This window comes from Emcibacteraceae bacterium, assembly GCA_041396985.1.
GTDB lineage: Bacteria > Pseudomonadota > Alphaproteobacteria > Sphingomonadales > Emcibacteraceae > Pseudemcibacter.
In genome coordinates, this window is record JAWKXO010000001.1 from 266,590 (window position 1) to 284,499 (window position 17,910).

The following is a 17,910-nucleotide window of genomic DNA, read 5'->3' on the forward strand; positions in this document are numbered from 1 at the left end:
AAGTCATTATGAAAAACTATCAAATTGGCATTCTTGACGGCGAAACCAAACTGGGCCGATATATGACATTCTCAATACACTCAATCCCCAATATTGCTGCTTCTCTGAATAGTCTAAAAGAAAATATTGATACTCAATTTACAGTGGTTGGCTTAGGCATGTCCCTGATAACAGCACTCGGAAAAGAAATTCCCGGTCTTAGGACTATGCCAGCGCAGACAGTTGGCGGTCTTGAAATTCCGTCTACACCGCAATCTTTATGGATTTGGTTAAGAGGAATAGATCGCGGTGAAATTTTGCATAGGTCACGGAATATAGAAGCTATTCTTGCGGATGCCTTCTCCATTACCAGCGTGATTGACAGCTTTCAATATGATAAAAACCGCGATTTAAGTGGCTATGAGGATGGTACGGAAAATCCCGAAGGGGATGACGCCATAGAAGCAGCAATTGATAATACGGAAAATGCAGCTTTTAACGGCGGAAGTTTTGTTGCCGTACAACAATGGCTCCATGATCTCGATATTTTTGAACAAATGAATAAGGAACGACAGGATAACACCTTTGGCCGCCACGCTGAAAGTAATGAGGAATTTGATGCCCCCTCATCCGCCCATGCAAAAAGAACAGCACAGGAAGACTTTGAGCCGGAAGCTTTTATGATCCGCCGATCAATGCCGTGGGCAGATGGAATGGACAGCGGATTGGTCTTTGTTTCATTTGCCAATAATCTGGATAAATTTGAGGCAATTATGAACCGGATGATCGGTAAAGATGATGGCATTATTGACGCACTATTTGATTTTACCCGCCCTATTAATGGCGCCTATTATTGGTGCCCGCCTATCAAGGATGGAAAGCTGAATTTCACTGCCCTCGGCCTTTGAAGATAACTTATTCCTTTGTCAGGACACTGACAAAGGAAGCAAGGCCAGATTGCCGAACCCTTTTCATTCGCTCTGCCCTCAGGATCGTGAATAATTCGGCTTCCGCTTTTTCCAGATCATCATTAATGATCACATAATCATATTCCGCCCAGTGGCTGATTTCTGCATTGGCTTTCGCCATACGTTTTGCCACCACTTCATCCGTATCCTGCGCCCGGGTTTTTAAGCGCTTCTCCAGCTCCGCCTTGCTTGGCGGCAGAATGAAGACACGTACAAGATCGGAACCTACCTTTTCATGAAGCTGTTGTGTTCCCTGCCAGTCAATATCAAACATGACATCCTTACCGTTTCTGATCATTTGCTCAACGGCTGCCGCCGGAGTCCCATAAGAATGGTCAAAAACAGTCGCATGTTCCAGAAAACCATCCTCGTCGATCAATTGATCAAATTCCTCTTGGCTGACAAAATGATAATCTTTACCATCAATTTCACCTGGGCGCGGCGGACGGGTCGTTGCTGAAACAGAAAGGCTGATCTCATCATCTTTTTCGAGAAGCAATTTTGACAATGTGGATTTTCCGGCACCGGAAGGGCTTGACAGGACCAGTAGCAGCCCTCTTCTTTTTATTTCATTTTTATTATTCAACATTGAGAACCTGTTCCCTGAATTGGTCAATTGCAGCTTTTAATGCTAACCCAATATTTGTTAAAGTAATATCTGAGGATTTTGAGCATAATGTATTGGTTTCTCTATTAAATTCCTGAGAAAGAAATTCAAGATTTCGCCCAACAGCTCCCTGCTCTTTTATGAGTTTTCTTGCGCTTGCTATATGCGCGTTTAGTCGGTCTGTTTCCTCTTTTACATCGGCCTTTGTGACCAATAGGATAATTTCCTGAGCCAGCCGATCAGGATCAATTCCCTGATTATTATCGAATAATGCGCTCACCTTTTCTTCAAGCTTTTCTTTAATCGATTTTGGTTGAGTGGCCGCAACATCTATCGCTTTTTGGAGCAATATTTCTATTTCATCAAGGGTTGCTGACAGCATTTTAAATGTTGCTTCCCCTTCATGCAGGCGTGACTTTTTGAGCCCATCCAGAGCTAAAATAAATGTTGCTTTCAGCTGCTCATCCCGTGCGTTGAGCAGTTCTTCATCCTCTTCCAGATCGGCAATTTCAACAATATCACGGATCGATAAAAGCCGGTCGATGGACGGCATGGCAAGGTCATGTTTTTTTGCGGCGGACTTGGCAACGGTGACAAGTTTATCCAAGGCCTCCTCATTCACCCTTACTTCCGGATTGCTAACATCTTTTTGCAATTGCAATGATATATTAAGACTGCCCCGTGAAAGCGCATTTTTTAGAGTAGTTTTGATATACTGGTCCAGATCATCAAGCCCCGGCGGAATGCGATAACGGATATCAATAGTCTTGCCATTTACGCTTCTGATTTCCCAGACCCAGCTGTAATTTTCAAAATGGCCTTCCGCGCGGCCAAACCCAGTCATGCTTGAAATTGTCATTTTGCACTGTATTGTTGTTTTTGGTTTTAAATATATAGCAGGAAGTCGTGAATTGAAAAACCCTAAATCCATAATGATTACCGGTGCCAGTTCCGGAATCGGACGGGCACTGGCCATCGAATATGCGGCACCGGACGTTACACTGTTTATCAGCGGACAATCCGAGGAACGGCTTGATGAAACGGCTCGGTATTGTCAGGAAATAGGCGCCAAAGTCTTTGCGGAAATCATAGACTGCCGCAACAAACAAAAAATGAATGAGTGGATTACGGACTGTGACCGGATCACCCCCCTTGATCTGGTGATTGCCAATGCCGGCATTTCAACCAGTTTTAGTGCAGATGATGATATCTCTGCCCATACTGAAACGGTGTTTGATATCAATGTCGGCGGGGTTTTTAATACAATTCATCCTGCAATAGAGCTTATGAAAAAACGCCGTCACGGCCAGATTGCCATTGTCTCATCTGTTGCGGGAATGCGTGGTCTGCCCTCATCACCGGCCTATTCAACCAGTAAGGTTGCTGTAAAAGCCTACGGCGAAGCCCTGCGCGGATATTATTATGATTACGGACTGGAAATTAATGTCATCTGTCCGGGCTTTGTCAGAAGCAGAATGACGGATGAGAATAATTTCAAAATGCCTTTTTTCATGGAAGCGGACAAGGCCGCCAAAATTATCAGCAAGGGTCTTGAGAAAAACAAGGCCAATATCACCTTCCCCTGGCAGATGCGCCTGATTACTTTTGCTGTGCGGCGGATTATTCCGGAATTTATGCTTGAGCGGATATTTCGGAAACTTCCCAAAAAATAATTCACTGCGTAAATTTGCCAACGAAAGTTGAATGTGATATCAATTTTTTTGTTACAATTATAATTAATAATTGGGGGTTCCATGTTTGGTATTTTCAAAAAAAAGAAAAATCAAAAGTCAGAGCGTATTGAACCGCAGTTGCAAAAAAGTGCAGCTGAACGGGCGTTAATTCAAACTATTGAAGAAAAAAAGAAAGATGATCCACTTATTGCATTAAAGATCGGTGCGATGGAGGTCAAGGATGCCCTCTTGAAATTTGCTAAAGATGAAAATGGTGTCCATATAGAAACCGCACTAGGGATTTTAGGATCTCTTGCTGGAAACTATTGCTTAATCAGTGGTGTTGCTACCCAACAAATCAATGAAGGGAAAACCGGTAGAATAAGCAGGGTTGATGCCTCCGATGGCAAAACCTATTTTATGGGAGAACTCATAAATAAACCCCTTTTTACTGATCAATATTCCGTTTGGGGACTTGCTGGCGGTATGGCACAGAAACTGGGAGCTTCAAATTTTCCTGACATAAATGAACTGGCAAGTCATACGGCAGGAACAATTGGCCAAAATGAGTTTGGTGTCCTACGATTGGAAAAAAAACACAGTTTAAAGAAACACCCAACAGATTTGATCAAGGAATTTCATCCAATTTTAATCCCAGTCATAATGAAATTCACAAAAAACCCAATTGAATTTCCAATTTTAATTGGTCTCGCTATTCAACAGCTTATGAACGATGCTAAAGATATAATCGACCCTGAAGTAGCGGTTAAAATTGTTATGGAATGTGCTGTACCAATGTCAAAATTAGAAACATCAGGTATGCTGAATATTGAATAATTATTTCCGGCTGCCTTCAATCTGGCGCCATTTGGTCACGTTTTTCTGATGCTCTTCCAGAGTTTTGGAAAAAACGTGGCCGCCGGTGCCATCTGCCACAAAATATATGTCGTCTGTCTGCATTGGATGAAGGACCGCCTCAATCGCCGCCCTTCCCGGATGGCAGATAGGCGTCGGTGGCAGACCATCAATCTGATAAGTGTTATAAGGATTTTCCTTATTTTCAATTTCACTTTTTCTCAATCCCCGATCCAGAAATCCTTTTGGATCAATGCCATATATTATCGTCGGGTCAGACTGAAGCCGCATATTGCGATTAAGCCGGTTTATGAACACACCTGCAATATGGCTTCTTTCCCCTGCTACGCCTGTTTCCTTTTCTACGATTGAAGCAAGGATGATCGCTTCCTCAACACTTGTGAAAGGAAGATTTGGATCCCGATTATCCCATAGCTGATCAAGCAGAAGAAGCTGTTGTTCCTGCATTCTTGAAAGCAGATCAAACCGGCTGGTGCCATAGGTATAATGATAGCTTTCCGGTAATATACTCCCCTCAATTGGCGGGGCTTCAATCGGATCAACAAGATTATCAAGGCCGTTTAAATACTGTTCAATCTGCCAGCTGGTCCATCCTTCAACAATGGTAAGCTGGTGCTGAATGACCTCCCCCTTAACCAGAATATTCATAATGTCATTCATGGACACCCCTGGCGGAATTAAAAATTCCCCAGCTTTCAAATTCCTTTCCTGACCCTTGAACATCACTCCAACCCTGAAAATATCCTTGTTTGATATTAGTTCCGCTTCATTAAGCAATCGGGCGGTGCGGATCAGACCCTGGCCTGATGGCACCAGAAACACACTATTGGTTTTAACGTCATTAGGGGCCATAAAGGCACGATAGGTCAGAAACGAAAACAGCGCTGCAAATGCAACGCTGCCAACGATTAAAAGTATAATATATTTTCTAAACCCCTGCATCAGGGTGCTAGACCGCCTTAATAATAACTGAAGCGTTTGTTCCACCAAAACCGAAGCTGTTTGAAAGCACGGCTTTGATCCCTGATTTTTGTTGCGCTTCATGAGGAACCAGATTTATACCTTCAATCCCTTCTGATGGATTGTCCAGGTTAAGTGTTGGTGGTATTTCACCTCGGTTCATAGCAAGAATACTGAAAACCGCCTCAACCGCACCGGCAGCCCCAAGCAAATGTCCAATAGCTGACTTTGTCGATGACATGGCAATGGATGATGCCGCATCGCCAAACAGGCGCTTAACAGCCGAAAATTCAATTTCATCACCCAGTGGTGTTGACGTCCCATGCGCATTGACATAACCAATTTCCGACGGGTCCATCTGTGCACGTTTAAACGCAGCTTCCATTGCGCGGTAACCACCGCTGCCATCCGGCGACGGTGCCGTCACATGGTACGCATCGCCGCTAAGCCCGTATCCGACGACTTCACCATAAATTTTGGCACCGCGTGCTTTGGCATGCTCATATTCTTCCAAAATCACCATTCCGGCACCCTCACCGATCACAAATCCATCGCGGTCCTTATCATATGGCCGCGAAGCTTTGGTCGGCGTATCATTGAAATGGGTACTTAAGGCACGCGCCTGATTAAATCCGGCAACGCCAACCCGGCAGATGGCCGCTTCCGCACCACCGGCAATCATGACATCCGCATCATCAAACGCAATCAAGCGGGCCGCATCACCAATGGCATGTGTTCCCGTTGCACAGGCTGTTACGACGGCATGGTTTGGTCCCATAAGGCCATGTTTAATTGAGACGTTACCAGACACAAGATTAATAAGACAACGCGGAATAAAATGCGGACTTACGCGTCGCACACCGCGCTCAAACATATTGATGCTCTCATCCTGAATTCCGGGAAGTCCGCCAATACCGGAACCGATCAATGCACCGGTACGCCATTTTTGTTCCATGGTTTCGGCAACATACCCGCTGTCTGCAAAAGCCATATCAGCCGCTGCCATGCCGTACAGGATAAAATCATCAACCCGTTTACGGTTTTTTGGATCCATCCAGTCATCGGCATTAAATGTTCCGTTTGTTCCATCCCCGAGCGGGACTTCGCAGGCAACTTGTGCTGTGAGTCCTTCAGAATCGAATCTGGTAATTGGCCCCGCGCCGCTTTCTCCGGCAATAAGACGCTTCCAGGTTTCCTCTACACCAGTCGCCAATGGCGTCACCAGCCCCAATCCGGTTACAACAACTCGTCTCATTCGCTAACCCTTTTTTGTTTACTAATGGAATTTGATGCTACCTAAAAACGGCAGACATAACAAGACCGCGAGCATCATTTTATCCAAATAAATAGATAATATGATTCGCGGTCTCAATAATTTCAGAGCAATGCTCTGGAATTAGCCATTGGCTTCAATGAAGTTAATAGCGTCTTGAACAGTAAGAATTTTTTCTGCTGCATCATCAGGAATTTCGCATCCGAACTCTTCTTCAAATGCCATTACCAGCTCAACAGTATCAAGGCTATCTGCGCCAAGATCGTCGATAAAGCTTGCAGAATCTGTAACTTTATCTTCATCAACACCAAGGTGTTCAACAACGATGTTTTTAACGCGTTCAGCTACATTGCTCATTTCATATTCCTTAAATTAAAGACTTTCATTAAAGCCTGAGTTAAACATTCATTATATCTCTAAAACGAGAGTTTGGGGCTTCCTAACACAATTAATCAGGAAATGCAAAGCCCTAAATCATCGCCATGCCACCATTTATATGTAAAGTCTGTCCGGTGACATAGTCTGCTTCGTCACTGGCAAGGTATAAAACCCCCGCAGCAACCTCATCTGCTCTTCCCAAACGACCTGCCGGTACATTTGCAAGCAGTGAAGATTTTTGGTCATCACTTAGTTCATCTGTCATCGGGCTTTCGATAAAACCGGGTGCGATGCAGTTTACTGTTATATTTCTTGAGGCCAATTCATGGGCAAAACTTTTTGACATACCGATCATTCCTGCCTTTGAGGCGGCATAGTTGACCTGTCCCGGATTACCCGTAACACCGACAATGGATGTTATATTGATAATGCGCCCGGCCCTTTTTTTCATCATGCCCCGCATGACCCCCTGGGTAAGGTTAAAAGCCGCTTTCAAATTGACTTGCATCACATCATCCCAGTCTGAATCTTTAAGTCGCATTGAAATATTATCGCGGGTAATACCGGCATTATTAACAAGGATATCAATTGCCCCCATTGCTGCCGTTGCTGCCGCTGGCAGCGCCGCGACACTTTCCGGGTCAGAAAGATTGGCGGGGACGACATATGCTCCTTCACCAAGTTCAGCGGCCAGCGCTTTTAACGGCTCTTCACGCGTTCCGGAAAGGGCAACTTTTGCACCGGCCGCATACAGTGCTCTGGCAATGGCGCTGCCAAGTCCGCCTGAAGCACCGGTGATAAGCGCGCATTTTCCTGTTAAATCAAACATTTATTATACTCTCCAGTTATTTTATTTCTTTTGCGAACGCTTCTATTTCTTCAAGTGTCTGAAGGCTGGATGCAGTAATATCCTTATTGATCCGGCGTACCAGTCCACTTAACACTTTTCCTGTCCCAAGTTCAACTATTTCACTAACGCCGAGCGTCCCCATTTCAAGAACACTTTCCCGCCAGCGTACGCGCCCGGTAATCTGATCAATCAGCTGTTCCCGCAAAATAGCGGGATCATTCTGTGGCTTGGCACTTACATTAGTTATAACAGGAACAGAAGGCACGTTAAACGGTGTTGTATTTAGGGCCACGGCCATTTCATCGGCGGCCGGTTGCATAAGTGGACAATGGAATGGTGCGCTTACAGGCAGTAAGATTGCCCTTTTTATACCGCGTTCCTTTGCAATTTCCATAGCTCTTTCAACCGCTTCTTTATGACCACTAATCACCACCTGACCGTCAGCATTGTCATTTGCTGCTGTACACACCTGCCCCTGTGATGCCTCAGCGGCAATTTTCTCAATATCGGCAAATTCAGCCCCCATGACGGCGGCCATAGCCCCGATCCCAACCGGAACGGCGCGCTGCATGGCTTCACCGCGAAGTTTTAAAAGTTTTGCAGTATCAGAAAGGCTGATTGTCCCGACTGCCGCATGTGCCGAATATTCACCTAGTGAATGACCGGCAACATAGGATGCCAGATCATCAATTTTTAATCCAAATTCATTTTCCATTACCCGGACCACGGCAATGCTGGACGCCATTAATGCCGGCTGAGCATTATAAGTCAGAGTTAGATCTTCAATCGGGCCTTCAAACATAAGGGCAGATAAATTCTGCCCAAGCGCATCATCCACTTCTTCAAATACAGCTCGGGCATGCGCAGAGCTTGCTGCCAAATCCTTCCCCATTCCAACGGCTTGGCTTCCCTGACCGGGAAAAACAAATGCTCTTGTCATATGAAATATGTCCTTATTTTTTATCCTGTATTTATAAACTCTTATCAAATAGCCTCTATCTGTCAAGAAAAGTTAGCGTTTAAATTATTTAAAAAAACAAAAAAATACCCATAAACCCCTTGCGTTACCTTAGGTTTCATGTATATTGCGCCCTTCCCGTGAATATCATGAGGATAATCGGTTAATGAAGTAATGTGGCTATTTGATATTCGTTGCCACCCCGATGTAAAAAAACTAAAGGAAATTGCTAAATGTCTTTATATGAATATACATATATCGCTAGGCAGGATATCCAACCCCAACAGGTTGATGCGATAACAGACCAGTTTGCCAAAATCGTGACAGATAATGGCGGAAAAATTGCCAAGACTGAGTCTTGGGGTCTTCGTACTCTTGCTTACCGAATTAAAAAATACAAAAAAGGCCATTATGTTCATCTGAATATTGATGCCCCACATGCCGCTATTGCTGAACTTGAGCGGAACGCCCGTCTTCATGAAGATGTCATCCGTTATATGACTATCCGCGTTGATGAATTTGAGAACGGCGACAGTGTCGTACTTCGTTCAAAAGACCGTGACAGTCGTTCTCGCGATGATTTCTCATCAAATGACGATTATTCGGAGGAGGAAGAATAATGAGTACTGATCGCCAATCATCACAAGGCGGCGGCGCACGCCGTCCTTTTTTCCGTCGTCGTAAAACCTGCCCGTTTTCAGGTTCACACGCCCAGAAAATTGATTATAAGGATGTACGCCTGCTTACACGTTATATTTCCGAGCGTGGAAAAATTGTGCCAAGCCGCATTACAGCCGTATCAGCCAAAAAGCAGCGCGAATTGGCAAAAGCCATTAAACGCGCCCGTAACCTGGCTCTTATTTCATACGTAAATCAATAAGGAGAACCATCATGGATATTATCCTACTTGAGCGCGTAACTAATCTTGGTAAAATCGGTGATGTGGTAAAAGTGAAAAACGGCTATGCCCGCAACTTTCTATTACCACAGAAGAAAGCACTTCGTGCAACCAAAGCCAATATTGCTCATTTTGAAGCTCAGCGCAAAGAAATCGAAGCCAATAACCTTAAGGCAAAATCGGAAGCAGAAGCAATTGCTGCTAAAATGGATAAAGTTTCAGTTGTTCTGATCCGTCAGGCCGGTGAAAGCGGACAGCTTTTTGGATCTGTTTCAGCGCGCGACATTGCCATTGAACTTGAAGAAGCCGGTTATAAAGTTGATAAAAGCCAGGTTATTCTTAACCGGGCTCTTAAAACTCTTGGACTTTATGATGTTGCCCTTCGCCTTCATGCAGAAGTCGACGTAAATGTGACTGTGAATGTTGCCCGTTCAGCTGCTGAAGCTGAAATTCAGGCTGCTGGCGGTGACGTTTCTGCAGATCTTAATGAAGAAGAATTTGCAGTAGAAGATTACTTCGAAAAAGAAGAAGATGCTGAAGCCGCCGTCAATGCTGACGCTGAGGAAGAAGAAGCTGCTCCTGCTGAAGACGCTGAAACAGCAGATGACGCAGAGGAAGAAAAAGCCGAGTAAGCTTTTCGAAAAATAATTCTGAAAAAGGCGGGTTTTATACCCGCCTTTTTTGTTGCCGATAGTCTGACACTCCATTAAGTTAAAGCAAAATACAGGGGACTATCAAATGAAAAAAATTCTTTTATGTTTGCTAATTTGTTTTGGTTATAATGCGCCACTGGCATCCGCCCAGACGATAGAACAGGCAGAACATCTGGTAAGCGTATGGCTTGAGGCGCAGCGCGATTATAATGACTGGCCGAGCGTTTCAGTTTCATTTGTTGATGATCAGAAAATGATCTATGCCAAATCATTTGGATATGCCAATCCCCATACAAAACTTGAAGCAACACCGGACACTCTTTACCGAATTGCTTCAAATTCAAAACTTTTTACCAGTCTCGCGATTATGCAGTTAAGGGATGCGGGAAAGCTTGATTTAAGAGAGCCGGTACAAAAATATATTCCCTGGCTCACTATAAAACAGAAATACCCGCTTTCAGATGTGATCAGTATTGAAAGTCTTCTTACTCATTCAAGTGGCCTTCCTTATGAACCGAACCTGGGCTACTGGTCCTATCGGGATGGCTATCCGTTTCCCGATCTTGAGGAGCTTAAAAAGGGTACCGCAAATCTTGAGACACTTTACCGTGCATGGGAGCATTACCAATATTCCAACCTTGGTTTTATTCTGCTGGGTCAGGTTGTCGAAAACGCATCCGGTATGAGCTATGAAAAATATGTTCATGATCACATAATAAAACCAATGGGCCTGAACAACACCTATACCAATGTTGACCCCAAAAAACATGGCAAAGACCTGGCTATCGGTTACGGGGCGCTTGACCGGAAAAGAGAACGTATGGAAGTCCCCTTCATTGACGCCAAGGCGACAACTTCCGCGGCGGGAGTATCCTCAAGCGCCAATGATCTGGCAAAATTCCTGATGTGGCAGATCAGAACCTATAATGGTGCCGGGGATAAAGTCCTGAACCAGAATAGTTTACGTGAGATGATGAGACCACACGCCGTCCATGCCGCCGAAAATATGGATGTGGGATATGGGTTTCGAACAATTTACCGCAATGGTATTTCCTATATCGGGCATGGCGGGGTTTATGCCGGTCATACATCGCAAACCATGATAGAACCAAACCAGAAAATCGGGGCTGTTGCCTTGATGAATACCCATTCATCAACCCCTCCGTTGCAGATTGTCAATAATATGATGGATATACTTGGCTCCGTGTTAAAGGCCAATAATCCAAAACCGGCTGAAGACTTTTCAGAATATGAAGGCAGTTATGATCAGCAGCCCTGGGCTGATGAACTTTATATCATGCAATGGGGGGATGAGCTTATTTCCTTCTCGCTTAAATCCGGTCATCCGCTTGATTCCATCACCAGATACCGACATCTGGAAAGAGATAATTTTATCGCGCTGCGTGATGATGGCGGCGAAGCAGATGTCACAACATTCTTGAGGGATGATAATGGCAAGGTAATCAAACTAACAAATCAAAGTGATTACCTGACGCGAAAATAAATGGAGATTGGTATTTTTCTATATTTTAATTGTTTAAAGGTGGCTTTGTAAATATACTGCTGCCTGAACAAAATTTTCGAGCAATTTAATGTCAGACTATTCCGAAATTCCGATTATTCAGGATAATGATCGTTCAGAATCAGAAGAAAATGAGGATATTTCCTATAAGGAAATTCCCCATAACCTTGAAGCTGAGCAGGCACTGCTCGGGGCTATTCTGGTGAATAATGATGTGCTGGAAAAAGTACAGGATTTTTTAAAGCCTGAGCATTTTGCCAATGGCGCTCACAAAAAAATCTATCAGGCATGTCAAACCATGATTGAAAAAGGCCAGCTGGTCACGCCGGTTACTTTAAAGCCTTTTTTCGAAAAAGATCATATGCTCGCGGATGTTGGCGGCGGAATATATCTTTCCAAACTGGCTGCCTCCGCCATTACAATCATTAATGCCCTTGATTATGGACTGCTGATTTATGATCTTGCGATCCGTCGCAATCTCATTGATCTGGGTACGGAAATCGTCAATAAAGCCTATTCATTTCAGGTTGAGGAAACTTCGAAAGAGCAGATTGAAGAAGCCGAAAAGCAGCTTTATTCAATGGCGGAAAATGGAACGACAGACGGCGGGTTTAAAAATTTCAGGGATTCAGCCATTGCCGCCGTCAATGTAATTGGTAATGCTCTTCAGCGAAAAGGTGACCTTGCCGGGGTCACCACTGGTTTTGAAAGTATTAACCGCAAAATCGGCGGGCTCCATAAATCGGACTTGCTGATTATCGCCGGACGCCCGGCCATGGGGAAAACGGCCCTTGCAACCAATATCGCCTTTAATGCGGCCAAAGCATGGAAGCACGACCGCGACCTTGGTGTTCCGGATGACCAGAACAAGGGGGCCGTGGTTGGTTTCTTCTCTCTCGAAATGTCATCGGATCAGCTCGCCAGCCGTATTCTGGCGGAACAGGCCGGATTGTCATCACAGGATATGCGTCAGGGTAAACTGACCCAGGCACAATTTAACCAGCTTTCCCGCGTTGCGATCGAACTGGAGGAATTGCCCCTTTTCATTGATGATACACCGGGCCTGACCATCGGCGCACTTCGCACCCGCGCCCGAAGGCTACAGCGCCAGCATGGTCTTGGACTGGTCATTGTTGATTATCTTCAATTGCTTAGAGGCACCGGCATCAAAGGAAAAGGTATTGAAAACCGGGTTCAGGAAATTTCCGAAATCACCCGGGGCTTAAAAGGACTGGCAAAAGAACTTAATATTCCCGTTATTGCCCTTTCCCAGCTGAGCAGGACCATCGAAAGCCGCGATAATAAGCGCCCATTGCTTTCTGATCTTCGTGAATCAGGCACCATTGAACAGGATGCGGATATGGTAACCTTTGTTTACCGACCCGAATATTACCATAACCAGCAGGAACCGGACGCCGGAACCCCGGAACATATGCAGTGGCTTGAAGAAGGGGAAAAACTTCTGGGCCTTGCAGAATTCATTATCGGTAAACAGCGTCATGGCCCGACAGGGATCATCGAGCTTCAGTTTGAGGCGGAGATCACCAAATTCAGTGACCGCCCCCTAAGCCCCGAATATCACGCGGAAAAACATTAAATATGAGCGTGGAAAAGGCACTGAAAAATTCGTCAGCTTTGCTCAATGTTGACCTTGGTGCAATCATCAACAATTATGAAACCCTTGCCGGACAGGCCAAAACGGCAGTTTGTGCTGCTGTGGTAAAGGCAAATGCCTACGGCCTTGGCATGACAGACGTCGCACCGGCAATATTCCATAATACCAGATGCACCACTTTTTTTGTTGCCAATCTGGTTGAGGCTGTCAATTTAAGGACCGCCCTGCCCAATGCGGTTATTTATGTTTTTAATGGTCTCTTCAGCGACCAGGTAGAAACCTATAAAGAATATAATATCCGCCCGATCCTGAATGATCTGTCGCAGGTACTATTATGGTCGGGAAGCCAGGAGCCCTGCGCCATGCATTTTGACACCGGCATAAACCGGCTTGGCCTTAGTGAACATGAGGCTGATAAATTTTTAAATTCCCGCCATAATCTTTATCTTGAACTGGTTATAAGCCATCTCGTCAGATCAGAAGAAAAGGATCACCAGACCAACGAAATTCAGCTCGGGAAATTCAAGAAAATTGTTGAGGCACTTGGTGATGTGCCTGCGAGTCTGGCCAATTCCGGTGGGATTTATCTTGGGCATGAGTATCATTTTGACCTGGTTCGGCCGGGCATTATGCTTTATGGCGGCAATCCGGGGCTTAAGCCCCTTCCCGCCGGCCTTAAACCCACTTTCGAAATCAAAGCCAGGATTTTGCAGATCAGGGACGTCCTTCCCGGTATGTCGGTGGGCTATAATGCAACCTGGACAGCGGAGGAACCCACGAGAGTCGCGCTGTTGAATGTGGGTTATGCCGATGGCACATTAAAGGTAAGCGACCGTAAAAGCCATGTCAGCATTCATGGTCATCTGGCACCGGTAATCGGCAAAGTCTCAATGGATATGATTGCTGTAAATATTTCTGCCCCTGAGTTTGATAAAGTAAAGGTATCCGACTTTGCCGAAATTCTCGGGCCAAATATAACACTTGAAATGGCGAGCGAAGTGTCTACTTTAGGACAATATGAACTTTTGACCGGCATTGGCCACAGATACCAGCGGCGGTATGATAAAAACAATAAATTAGGGGCGGAAAATTTATGAATTTTTTGGCCGTTATCGGACGGGTTGCGATCTCCTTTTTACAGGCTGCCGGAAGGATTGGCTTATTTGCTGTTAGTGGCATTACCCATATGCTGACCCCACCCTATTATCCACGTGAACTTTTAAGGCAGATGATCAATATAGGCTATTATTCGCTGCCTGTTGTCGGCCTGACGACATTATTTACCGGTGCCGCCCTTGCCGTAAATATTTATGAGGGAAGCTCCCGTTTTAATGCGGAAAGCACCTTACCGACCATCGTGGTCATCGGTATCGTCCGAGAGCTGGGCCCCACCCTCTGCGGGCTGATTGTTGCGGGACGGGTCAGCGCCTCCATGGCGGCGGAGCTTGGGACCATGCGGGTTACCGAGCAGATTGATGCGCTTGTGACGCTTTCTACGGATCCTTTTAAATATCTGATTGCCCCGCGCATTCTGGCAACCCTGATCATGATGCCGCTGATGCTGGTGGTGGTTGCTGATACCATCGGTGTACTGGGTGGTTATCTTCTGGCCACTAGCAAGCTTGGTTTTAACAGTGGAAATTATATGAAATCAACCATTGATTTTCTGGAAACCATTGATGTTATGGCATCCCTCACCAAAGCCACCGTCTTTGGGTTCTTCATCGCGCTGATGGGCTGTTATCATGGCTTTAACACCCGTGGCGGGGCTCAAGGAGTTGGCATTTCAACAACAAATGCAGTCGTTTCCGCCTGCATTATGATCCTGCTTTCTAACTATGTTGTAACGGAGATGTTCTTTTCGTCATGACAAATATAGTTCCCAAAATAAGCCTGAAAGGCCTTCGTAAAACATTCGGTCCCAAAGTCGTACTGGACAGCGTTGATTTGGAAGTTATGCCCGGTGAAAGCATGGTAATCATCGGCGGTTCCGGTTCCGGCAAATCAGTAACCCTTAAATGTATTCTCGGCCTGCTTATTGCTGATGGCGGCAGCATTAAAATCGACGGACAGGAAATGATCGGCATATCAAATTCTGACCGCAAGGAAATCCTGACCAAATTCGGTATGCTTTTTCAGGGTGGTGCCCTGTTCGACAGTCTCCCCGTCTGGGAAAATGTGGCTTTCGGGCTTCTTGCACAGCGGCTTTATAACCGGGCAGATGCCAAGGAAATTGCCATTGAAAAATTGCGCCGTGTCGGCCTTAGCCCTGATGTCGGCAGCTTAAGCCCAGCGGAGCTTTCAGGAGGAATGCAGAAGCGTGTCGGCCTGGCCCGCGCCATTGCCGCCAACCCCGATATCATCTTTTTTGATGAACCGACCACCGGGCTCGACCCGATAATGTCCGATGTTATCAATGAACTGATCGTCGAATGCGTGAAGGACGTGGGAGCCACTGCCGTCACCATTACCCATGATATGTCGAGTGTGCGAAAAATAGCGGATAATGTGGCGATGATTTATCACGGTAATATCATCTGGACCGGCCCCAAGGATAAAATTGACCATAGTGGCAGTGACTATATTGATCAGTTTATCAACGGTAAGGCCGAAGGTCCGATTAAAATGGAAATCCTTAAAGGATAATGGCAAAGCAGAAACGCATATATGTCTGTAACAGTTGTGGTACCACATATGGCAAATGGATGGGCCAGTGTGAAGCCTGCGGCGAATGGAACAGCCTGAGCGAGGAAGCGTCAGAAAATATGCCAACCGGCCTTGGCAAATCGGCTTCTGCCAAGGGCGCAATTATTGAACTTTCATCGTTAAAAGGGGAAGATGAACCCCTGCCCAGAATGGGATCAAAAATTGGTGAATTTGACCGTGTCACCGGTGGCGGGCTGGTTCCAGGGTCAGCCATATTGATCGGCGGCGACCCCGGGATCGGAAAGTCAACCTTGCTTTTGCAGGCGGTCAGCAATCTGGCCCGTAACGGGATCAGCACAGTTTATATTTCAGGAGAAGAATCGGTGGCACAGGTCCGCATGCGTGCTGAACGGCTTGATCTGGCGGATAGCCCGGTCTCGCTCGCTTCTGAAACAAATCTGCGGGATATCCTTGCCACCCTAAGCAAGGGAAAATGCCCCGATGTGGTGGTCATAGACAGTATCCAGACCATGTATGCCGACACCATTGAAAGCGCGCCAGGCACCGTCTCCCAGGTCAGAACCAGCGCACAGGAGCTGATCCGTTTTGCAAAAAAAAGAAATGTCTGCGTGCTGTTGGTCGGGCATGTCACGAAAGACGGCCAGATTGCCGGACCACGCGTGCTTGAGCATATGGTTGATACGGTGCTTTATTTCGAAGGGGACCGCGGACATCAGTTTCGAATACTCCGGGCCGTGAAAAACCGCTTCGGCGGCACCGATGAAATTGGCGTTTTTGAAATGTCGGATCTTGGTCTTAGAGAAGTTCCAAACCCGTCTGCCCTGTTTCTTGGCGATCGTGACGGGGATGTTGTCGGCTCTGCGGTCTTTGCCGGAATGGAAGGATCAAGGCCCATGCTGGTTGAGATACAGGCTTTGGTTGCGCCATCCTCGCTTGGCACGCCGCGCCGGGCCGTAGTCGGTTGGGACAGTGCCCGCCTTGCCATGGTAATCGCTGTGCTTGATGCACGCTGTGGCCTTGGACTGGGGGCCTATGATATTTACCTTAATGTTGCCGGTGGGCTTAAAATATCCGAGCCTGCTGCCGATCTAGCCGTGGCTGCGGCTCTGATTTCCTCCCTTTCCGGGGATCCCATCGCCGGGGAAACCATTATTTTCGGTGAAATTGCCCTTTCCGGCGAAATAAGACCCGTCGGGCAGGCCGATGCCCGCCTTAAGGAAGCTGAGAAGCTCGGCTTTACGAAAGCCTTTATTCCGTCAAAAATGAAGTATAAAAATGCAAAAATGAAAAGAGCGGAACTCAATCAACTGATAAAACTTGTTGATATTATAGCCCCAAATCTGGAATAATATTTTCTTTATGGAAGGATAAAGCCATTAACGCAATTGATATTATAGTCCTGCTGATTATCGGCGCGTCCGTTTTAATTGCAATTACAAGGGGATTCACCACGGAAGCCCTGAGTCTGGTGGCATGGGTGTTGGCTCTTTTCGTAACCCTTCAGGGCCATCCAATCCTTTTTCCTCATATTGTTAATTTTGTACAACCCGATTTTATGGCCAGCATGATTACCTATGCGGTTTTAGGTATACTCAGCCTGATCATTTTTAAATTCATAGGCGGCATGATCGGCAGAGCAATAAAGGAAAGCCATATCGGTGCACTTGACCGTGGATTAGGCATTCTGTTTGGTATAGCGCGCGGCATGCTGCTGATCAGCTTTGCTTATCTTCTGACCACGCCTTTTTTCTCGGCCGATGAATATCCTGAAATGTTTATGGAAGCAAAATCAAGACCACTGATTGAATATGGCGCCAGCATGCTTAATTCCATGAACCCGTACAGGGACGAGCCCCTATTTGAAGAAGGCCGTTTTGGCACTGAATGGTTCGGTATTCTTAAAAATGTGGCCCCTTCCTTCCCTTCCAGTGATAAAAAAAAGGACAGTGAAACCCAATATGACGATAAATCCAGAGAAGAAATGGATAATTTGATCCGCGAGGGGACAAAATCGTAAAAAAAGGTTCACAAAA

General features: G+C 45.9%; 20 protein-coding genes. 13 read left to right on the forward strand and 7 right to left on the reverse strand.

The window, feature by feature from the left end; all coding sequences use genetic code 11:
* The first annotated feature begins 8 nt into the window (after nt 1-8).
* Nucleotides 9-887, forward strand: a complete 879-nt coding sequence (locus R3D86_01225; protein ID MEZ5756823.1) for a Dyp-type peroxidase — start codon at nt 9-11, stop codon at nt 885-887.
* A gap of 7 nt (nt 888-894) precedes the next feature.
* Here the strand turns inward: R3D86_01225 and gmk are convergent, their stop codons facing one another.
* Complete coding sequence (gene gmk / locus R3D86_01230) at nt 895-1,536, reverse strand: guanylate kinase (GenBank protein ID MEZ5756824.1); 642 nt, start codon at nt 1,534-1,536, stop codon at nt 895-897.
* A complete protein-coding gene (locus tag R3D86_01235) occupies nt 1,526-2,413 on the reverse strand; it encodes a YicC/YloC family endoribonuclease (GenBank protein MEZ5756825.1) in 888 nt (295 codons plus the stop codon). The genes gmk and R3D86_01235 overlap by 11 nt, the downstream gene beginning before the upstream one ends.
* A 52-nt stretch (nt 2,414-2,465) precedes the next feature.
* On the opposite strand from R3D86_01235, the gene R3D86_01240 reads away from it, so the two are divergent.
* Both R3D86_01240 and R3D86_01245 read left to right on the forward strand, forming a co-directional pair.
* Nucleotides 2,466-3,227: an SDR family NAD(P)-dependent oxidoreductase gene (locus R3D86_01240; GenBank protein MEZ5756826.1), complete on the forward strand. Its 762-nt coding sequence runs from the start codon at nt 2,466-2,468 to the stop codon at nt 3,225-3,227.
* An 81-nt stretch (nt 3,228-3,308) separates the two neighbouring features.
* The gene (locus R3D86_01245) at nt 3,309-4,064 is read left to right on the forward strand and encodes a hypothetical protein (protein ID MEZ5756827.1); all 756 of its coding nucleotides are present in this window, start codon (nt 3,309-3,311) and stop codon (nt 4,062-4,064) included.
* Here R3D86_01245 and mltG read toward each other — a convergent pair whose 3' ends face one another.
* From mltG to fabD, 5 genes are all read right to left on the reverse strand, one after another.
* Nucleotides 4,065-5,045, reverse strand: coding sequence for an endolytic transglycosylase MltG (gene mltG, locus R3D86_01250; GenBank protein ID MEZ5756828.1), 981 nt, complete (start codon nt 5,043-5,045; stop codon nt 4,065-4,067).
* 7 nt (nt 5,046-5,052) lie between these two features.
* On the reverse strand, nt 5,053-6,318 hold the full coding sequence (fabF, locus tag R3D86_01255) for a beta-ketoacyl-ACP synthase II (protein MEZ5756829.1): 1,266 nt from the start codon (nt 6,316-6,318) through the stop codon (nt 5,053-5,055).
* 141 nt (nt 6,319-6,459) lie between these two features.
* A complete protein-coding gene (locus R3D86_01260) occupies nt 6,460-6,693 on the reverse strand; it encodes an acyl carrier protein (protein MEZ5756830.1) in 234 nt (77 codons plus the stop codon).
* A gap of 112 nt (nt 6,694-6,805) precedes the next feature.
* Entirely contained in the window at nt 6,806-7,543 is a 738-nt protein-coding gene (gene fabG / locus R3D86_01265; protein MEZ5756831.1) for a 3-oxoacyl-[acyl-carrier-protein] reductase, read from the reverse strand.
* Nucleotides 7,544-7,559: 16 nt separating this feature from the next.
* Nucleotides 7,560-8,504 (reverse strand): ACP S-malonyltransferase, encoded by a 945-nt coding sequence (fabD, locus tag R3D86_01270; protein MEZ5756832.1) that lies wholly within the window; start codon nt 8,502-8,504, stop codon nt 7,560-7,562.
* Nucleotides 8,505-8,755: 251 nt separating this feature from the next.
* Here fabD and rpsF point away from each other — a divergent pair, with 251 nt between their 5' ends.
* The 10 genes from rpsF to R3D86_01320 all read left to right on the forward strand — a co-directional run bounded on the left by rpsF (nt 8,756) and on the right by R3D86_01320 (nt 17,894).
* Nucleotides 8,756-9,142: a 30S ribosomal protein S6 gene (gene rpsF, locus R3D86_01275; GenBank protein ID MEZ5756833.1), complete on the forward strand. Its 387-nt coding sequence runs from the start codon at nt 8,756-8,758 to the stop codon at nt 9,140-9,142.
* On the forward strand, nt 9,142-9,402 hold the full coding sequence (rpsR, locus tag R3D86_01280; protein ID MEZ5756834.1) for a 30S ribosomal protein S18: 261 nt from the start codon (nt 9,142-9,144) through the stop codon (nt 9,400-9,402). Before rpsF ends, rpsR begins: the two co-directional genes overlap by 1 nt.
* Nucleotides 9,403-9,413: 11 nt before the next feature.
* Nucleotides 9,414-10,052, forward strand: a complete 639-nt coding sequence (gene rplI / locus R3D86_01285; protein ID MEZ5756835.1) for a 50S ribosomal protein L9 — start codon at nt 9,414-9,416, stop codon at nt 10,050-10,052.
* A gap of 106 nt (nt 10,053-10,158) precedes the next feature.
* Nucleotides 10,159-11,577, forward strand: a complete 1,419-nt coding sequence (locus R3D86_01290) for a serine hydrolase domain-containing protein (protein ID MEZ5756836.1) — start codon at nt 10,159-10,161, stop codon at nt 11,575-11,577.
* An 88-nt stretch (nt 11,578-11,665) separates the two neighbouring features.
* The gene (locus tag R3D86_01295; protein ID MEZ5756837.1) at nt 11,666-13,192 is read left to right on the forward strand and encodes a replicative DNA helicase; all 1,527 of its coding nucleotides are present in this window, start codon (nt 11,666-11,668) and stop codon (nt 13,190-13,192) included.
* A 2-nt stretch (nt 13,193-13,194) separates the two neighbouring features.
* Complete coding sequence (gene alr / locus R3D86_01300) at nt 13,195-14,307, forward strand: alanine racemase (protein ID MEZ5756838.1); 1,113 nt, start codon at nt 13,195-13,197, stop codon at nt 14,305-14,307.
* The gene (locus tag R3D86_01305) at nt 14,304-15,080 is read left to right on the forward strand and encodes an ABC transporter permease (GenBank protein ID MEZ5756839.1); all 777 of its coding nucleotides are present in this window, start codon (nt 14,304-14,306) and stop codon (nt 15,078-15,080) included. The genes alr and R3D86_01305 overlap by 4 nt, the downstream gene beginning before the upstream one ends.
* Nucleotides 15,077-15,856 (forward strand): ATP-binding cassette domain-containing protein, encoded by a 780-nt coding sequence (locus R3D86_01310; protein ID MEZ5756840.1) that lies wholly within the window; start codon nt 15,077-15,079, stop codon nt 15,854-15,856. The genes R3D86_01305 and R3D86_01310 overlap by 4 nt, the downstream gene beginning before the upstream one ends.
* Nucleotides 15,856-17,226: a DNA repair protein RadA gene (radA, locus tag R3D86_01315; GenBank protein MEZ5756841.1), complete on the forward strand. Its 1,371-nt coding sequence runs from the start codon at nt 15,856-15,858 to the stop codon at nt 17,224-17,226. The genes R3D86_01310 and radA overlap by 1 nt, the downstream gene beginning before the upstream one ends.
* Nucleotides 17,227-17,270: 44 nt before the next feature.
* Nucleotides 17,271-17,894, forward strand: coding sequence for a CvpA family protein (locus tag R3D86_01320; protein MEZ5756842.1), 624 nt, complete (start codon nt 17,271-17,273; stop codon nt 17,892-17,894).
* The last annotated feature ends 16 nt before the right edge of the window (nt 17,895-17,910 follow it).

Coding starts and splice junctions, on each gene's coding strand:
- mltG (MEZ5756828.1), bottom strand. CDS start 5,045: ATGCAGGGGTTTAGAAAATATATTATACTTTTAATCGTTGGCAGCGTT.
- fabF (MEZ5756829.1), bottom strand. CDS start 6,318: ATGAGACGAGTTGTTGTAACCGGATTGGGGCTGGTGACGCCATTGGCG.
- rpsR (MEZ5756834.1), top strand. CDS start 9,142: ATGAGTACTGATCGCCAATCATCACAAGGCGGCGGCGCACGCCGTCCT.
- R3D86_01235 (MEZ5756825.1), bottom strand. CDS start 2,413: ATGACAATTTCAAGCATGACTGGGTTTGGCCGCGCGGAAGGCCATTTT.
- fabG (MEZ5756831.1), bottom strand. CDS start 7,543: ATGTTTGATTTAACAGGAAAATGCGCGCTTATCACCGGTGCTTCAGGC.
- R3D86_01225 (MEZ5756823.1), top strand. CDS start 9: ATGAAAAACTATCAAATTGGCATTCTTGACGGCGAAACCAAACTGGGC.
- fabD (MEZ5756832.1), bottom strand. CDS start 8,504: ATGACAAGAGCATTTGTTTTTCCCGGTCAGGGAAGCCAAGCCGTTGGA.
- R3D86_01295 (MEZ5756837.1), top strand. CDS start 11,666: ATGTCAGACTATTCCGAAATTCCGATTATTCAGGATAATGATCGTTCA.
- R3D86_01290 (MEZ5756836.1), top strand. CDS start 10,159: ATGAAAAAAATTCTTTTATGTTTGCTAATTTGTTTTGGTTATAATGCG.
- R3D86_01305 (MEZ5756839.1), top strand. CDS start 14,304: ATGAATTTTTTGGCCGTTATCGGACGGGTTGCGATCTCCTTTTTACAG.
- R3D86_01260 (MEZ5756830.1), bottom strand. CDS start 6,693: ATGAGCAATGTAGCTGAACGCGTTAAAAACATCGTTGTTGAACACCTT.
- R3D86_01310 (MEZ5756840.1), top strand. CDS start 15,077: ATGACAAATATAGTTCCCAAAATAAGCCTGAAAGGCCTTCGTAAAACA.
- rplI (MEZ5756835.1), top strand. CDS start 9,414: ATGGATATTATCCTACTTGAGCGCGTAACTAATCTTGGTAAAATCGGT.
- R3D86_01245 (MEZ5756827.1), top strand. CDS start 3,309: ATGTTTGGTATTTTCAAAAAAAAGAAAAATCAAAAGTCAGAGCGTATT.
- radA (MEZ5756841.1), top strand. CDS start 15,856: ATGGCAAAGCAGAAACGCATATATGTCTGTAACAGTTGTGGTACCACA.
- gmk (MEZ5756824.1), bottom strand. CDS start 1,536: ATGTTGAATAATAAAAATGAAATAAAAAGAAGAGGGCTGCTACTGGTC.
- alr (MEZ5756838.1), top strand. CDS start 13,195: ATGAGCGTGGAAAAGGCACTGAAAAATTCGTCAGCTTTGCTCAATGTT.
- rpsF (MEZ5756833.1), top strand. CDS start 8,756: ATGTCTTTATATGAATATACATATATCGCTAGGCAGGATATCCAACCC.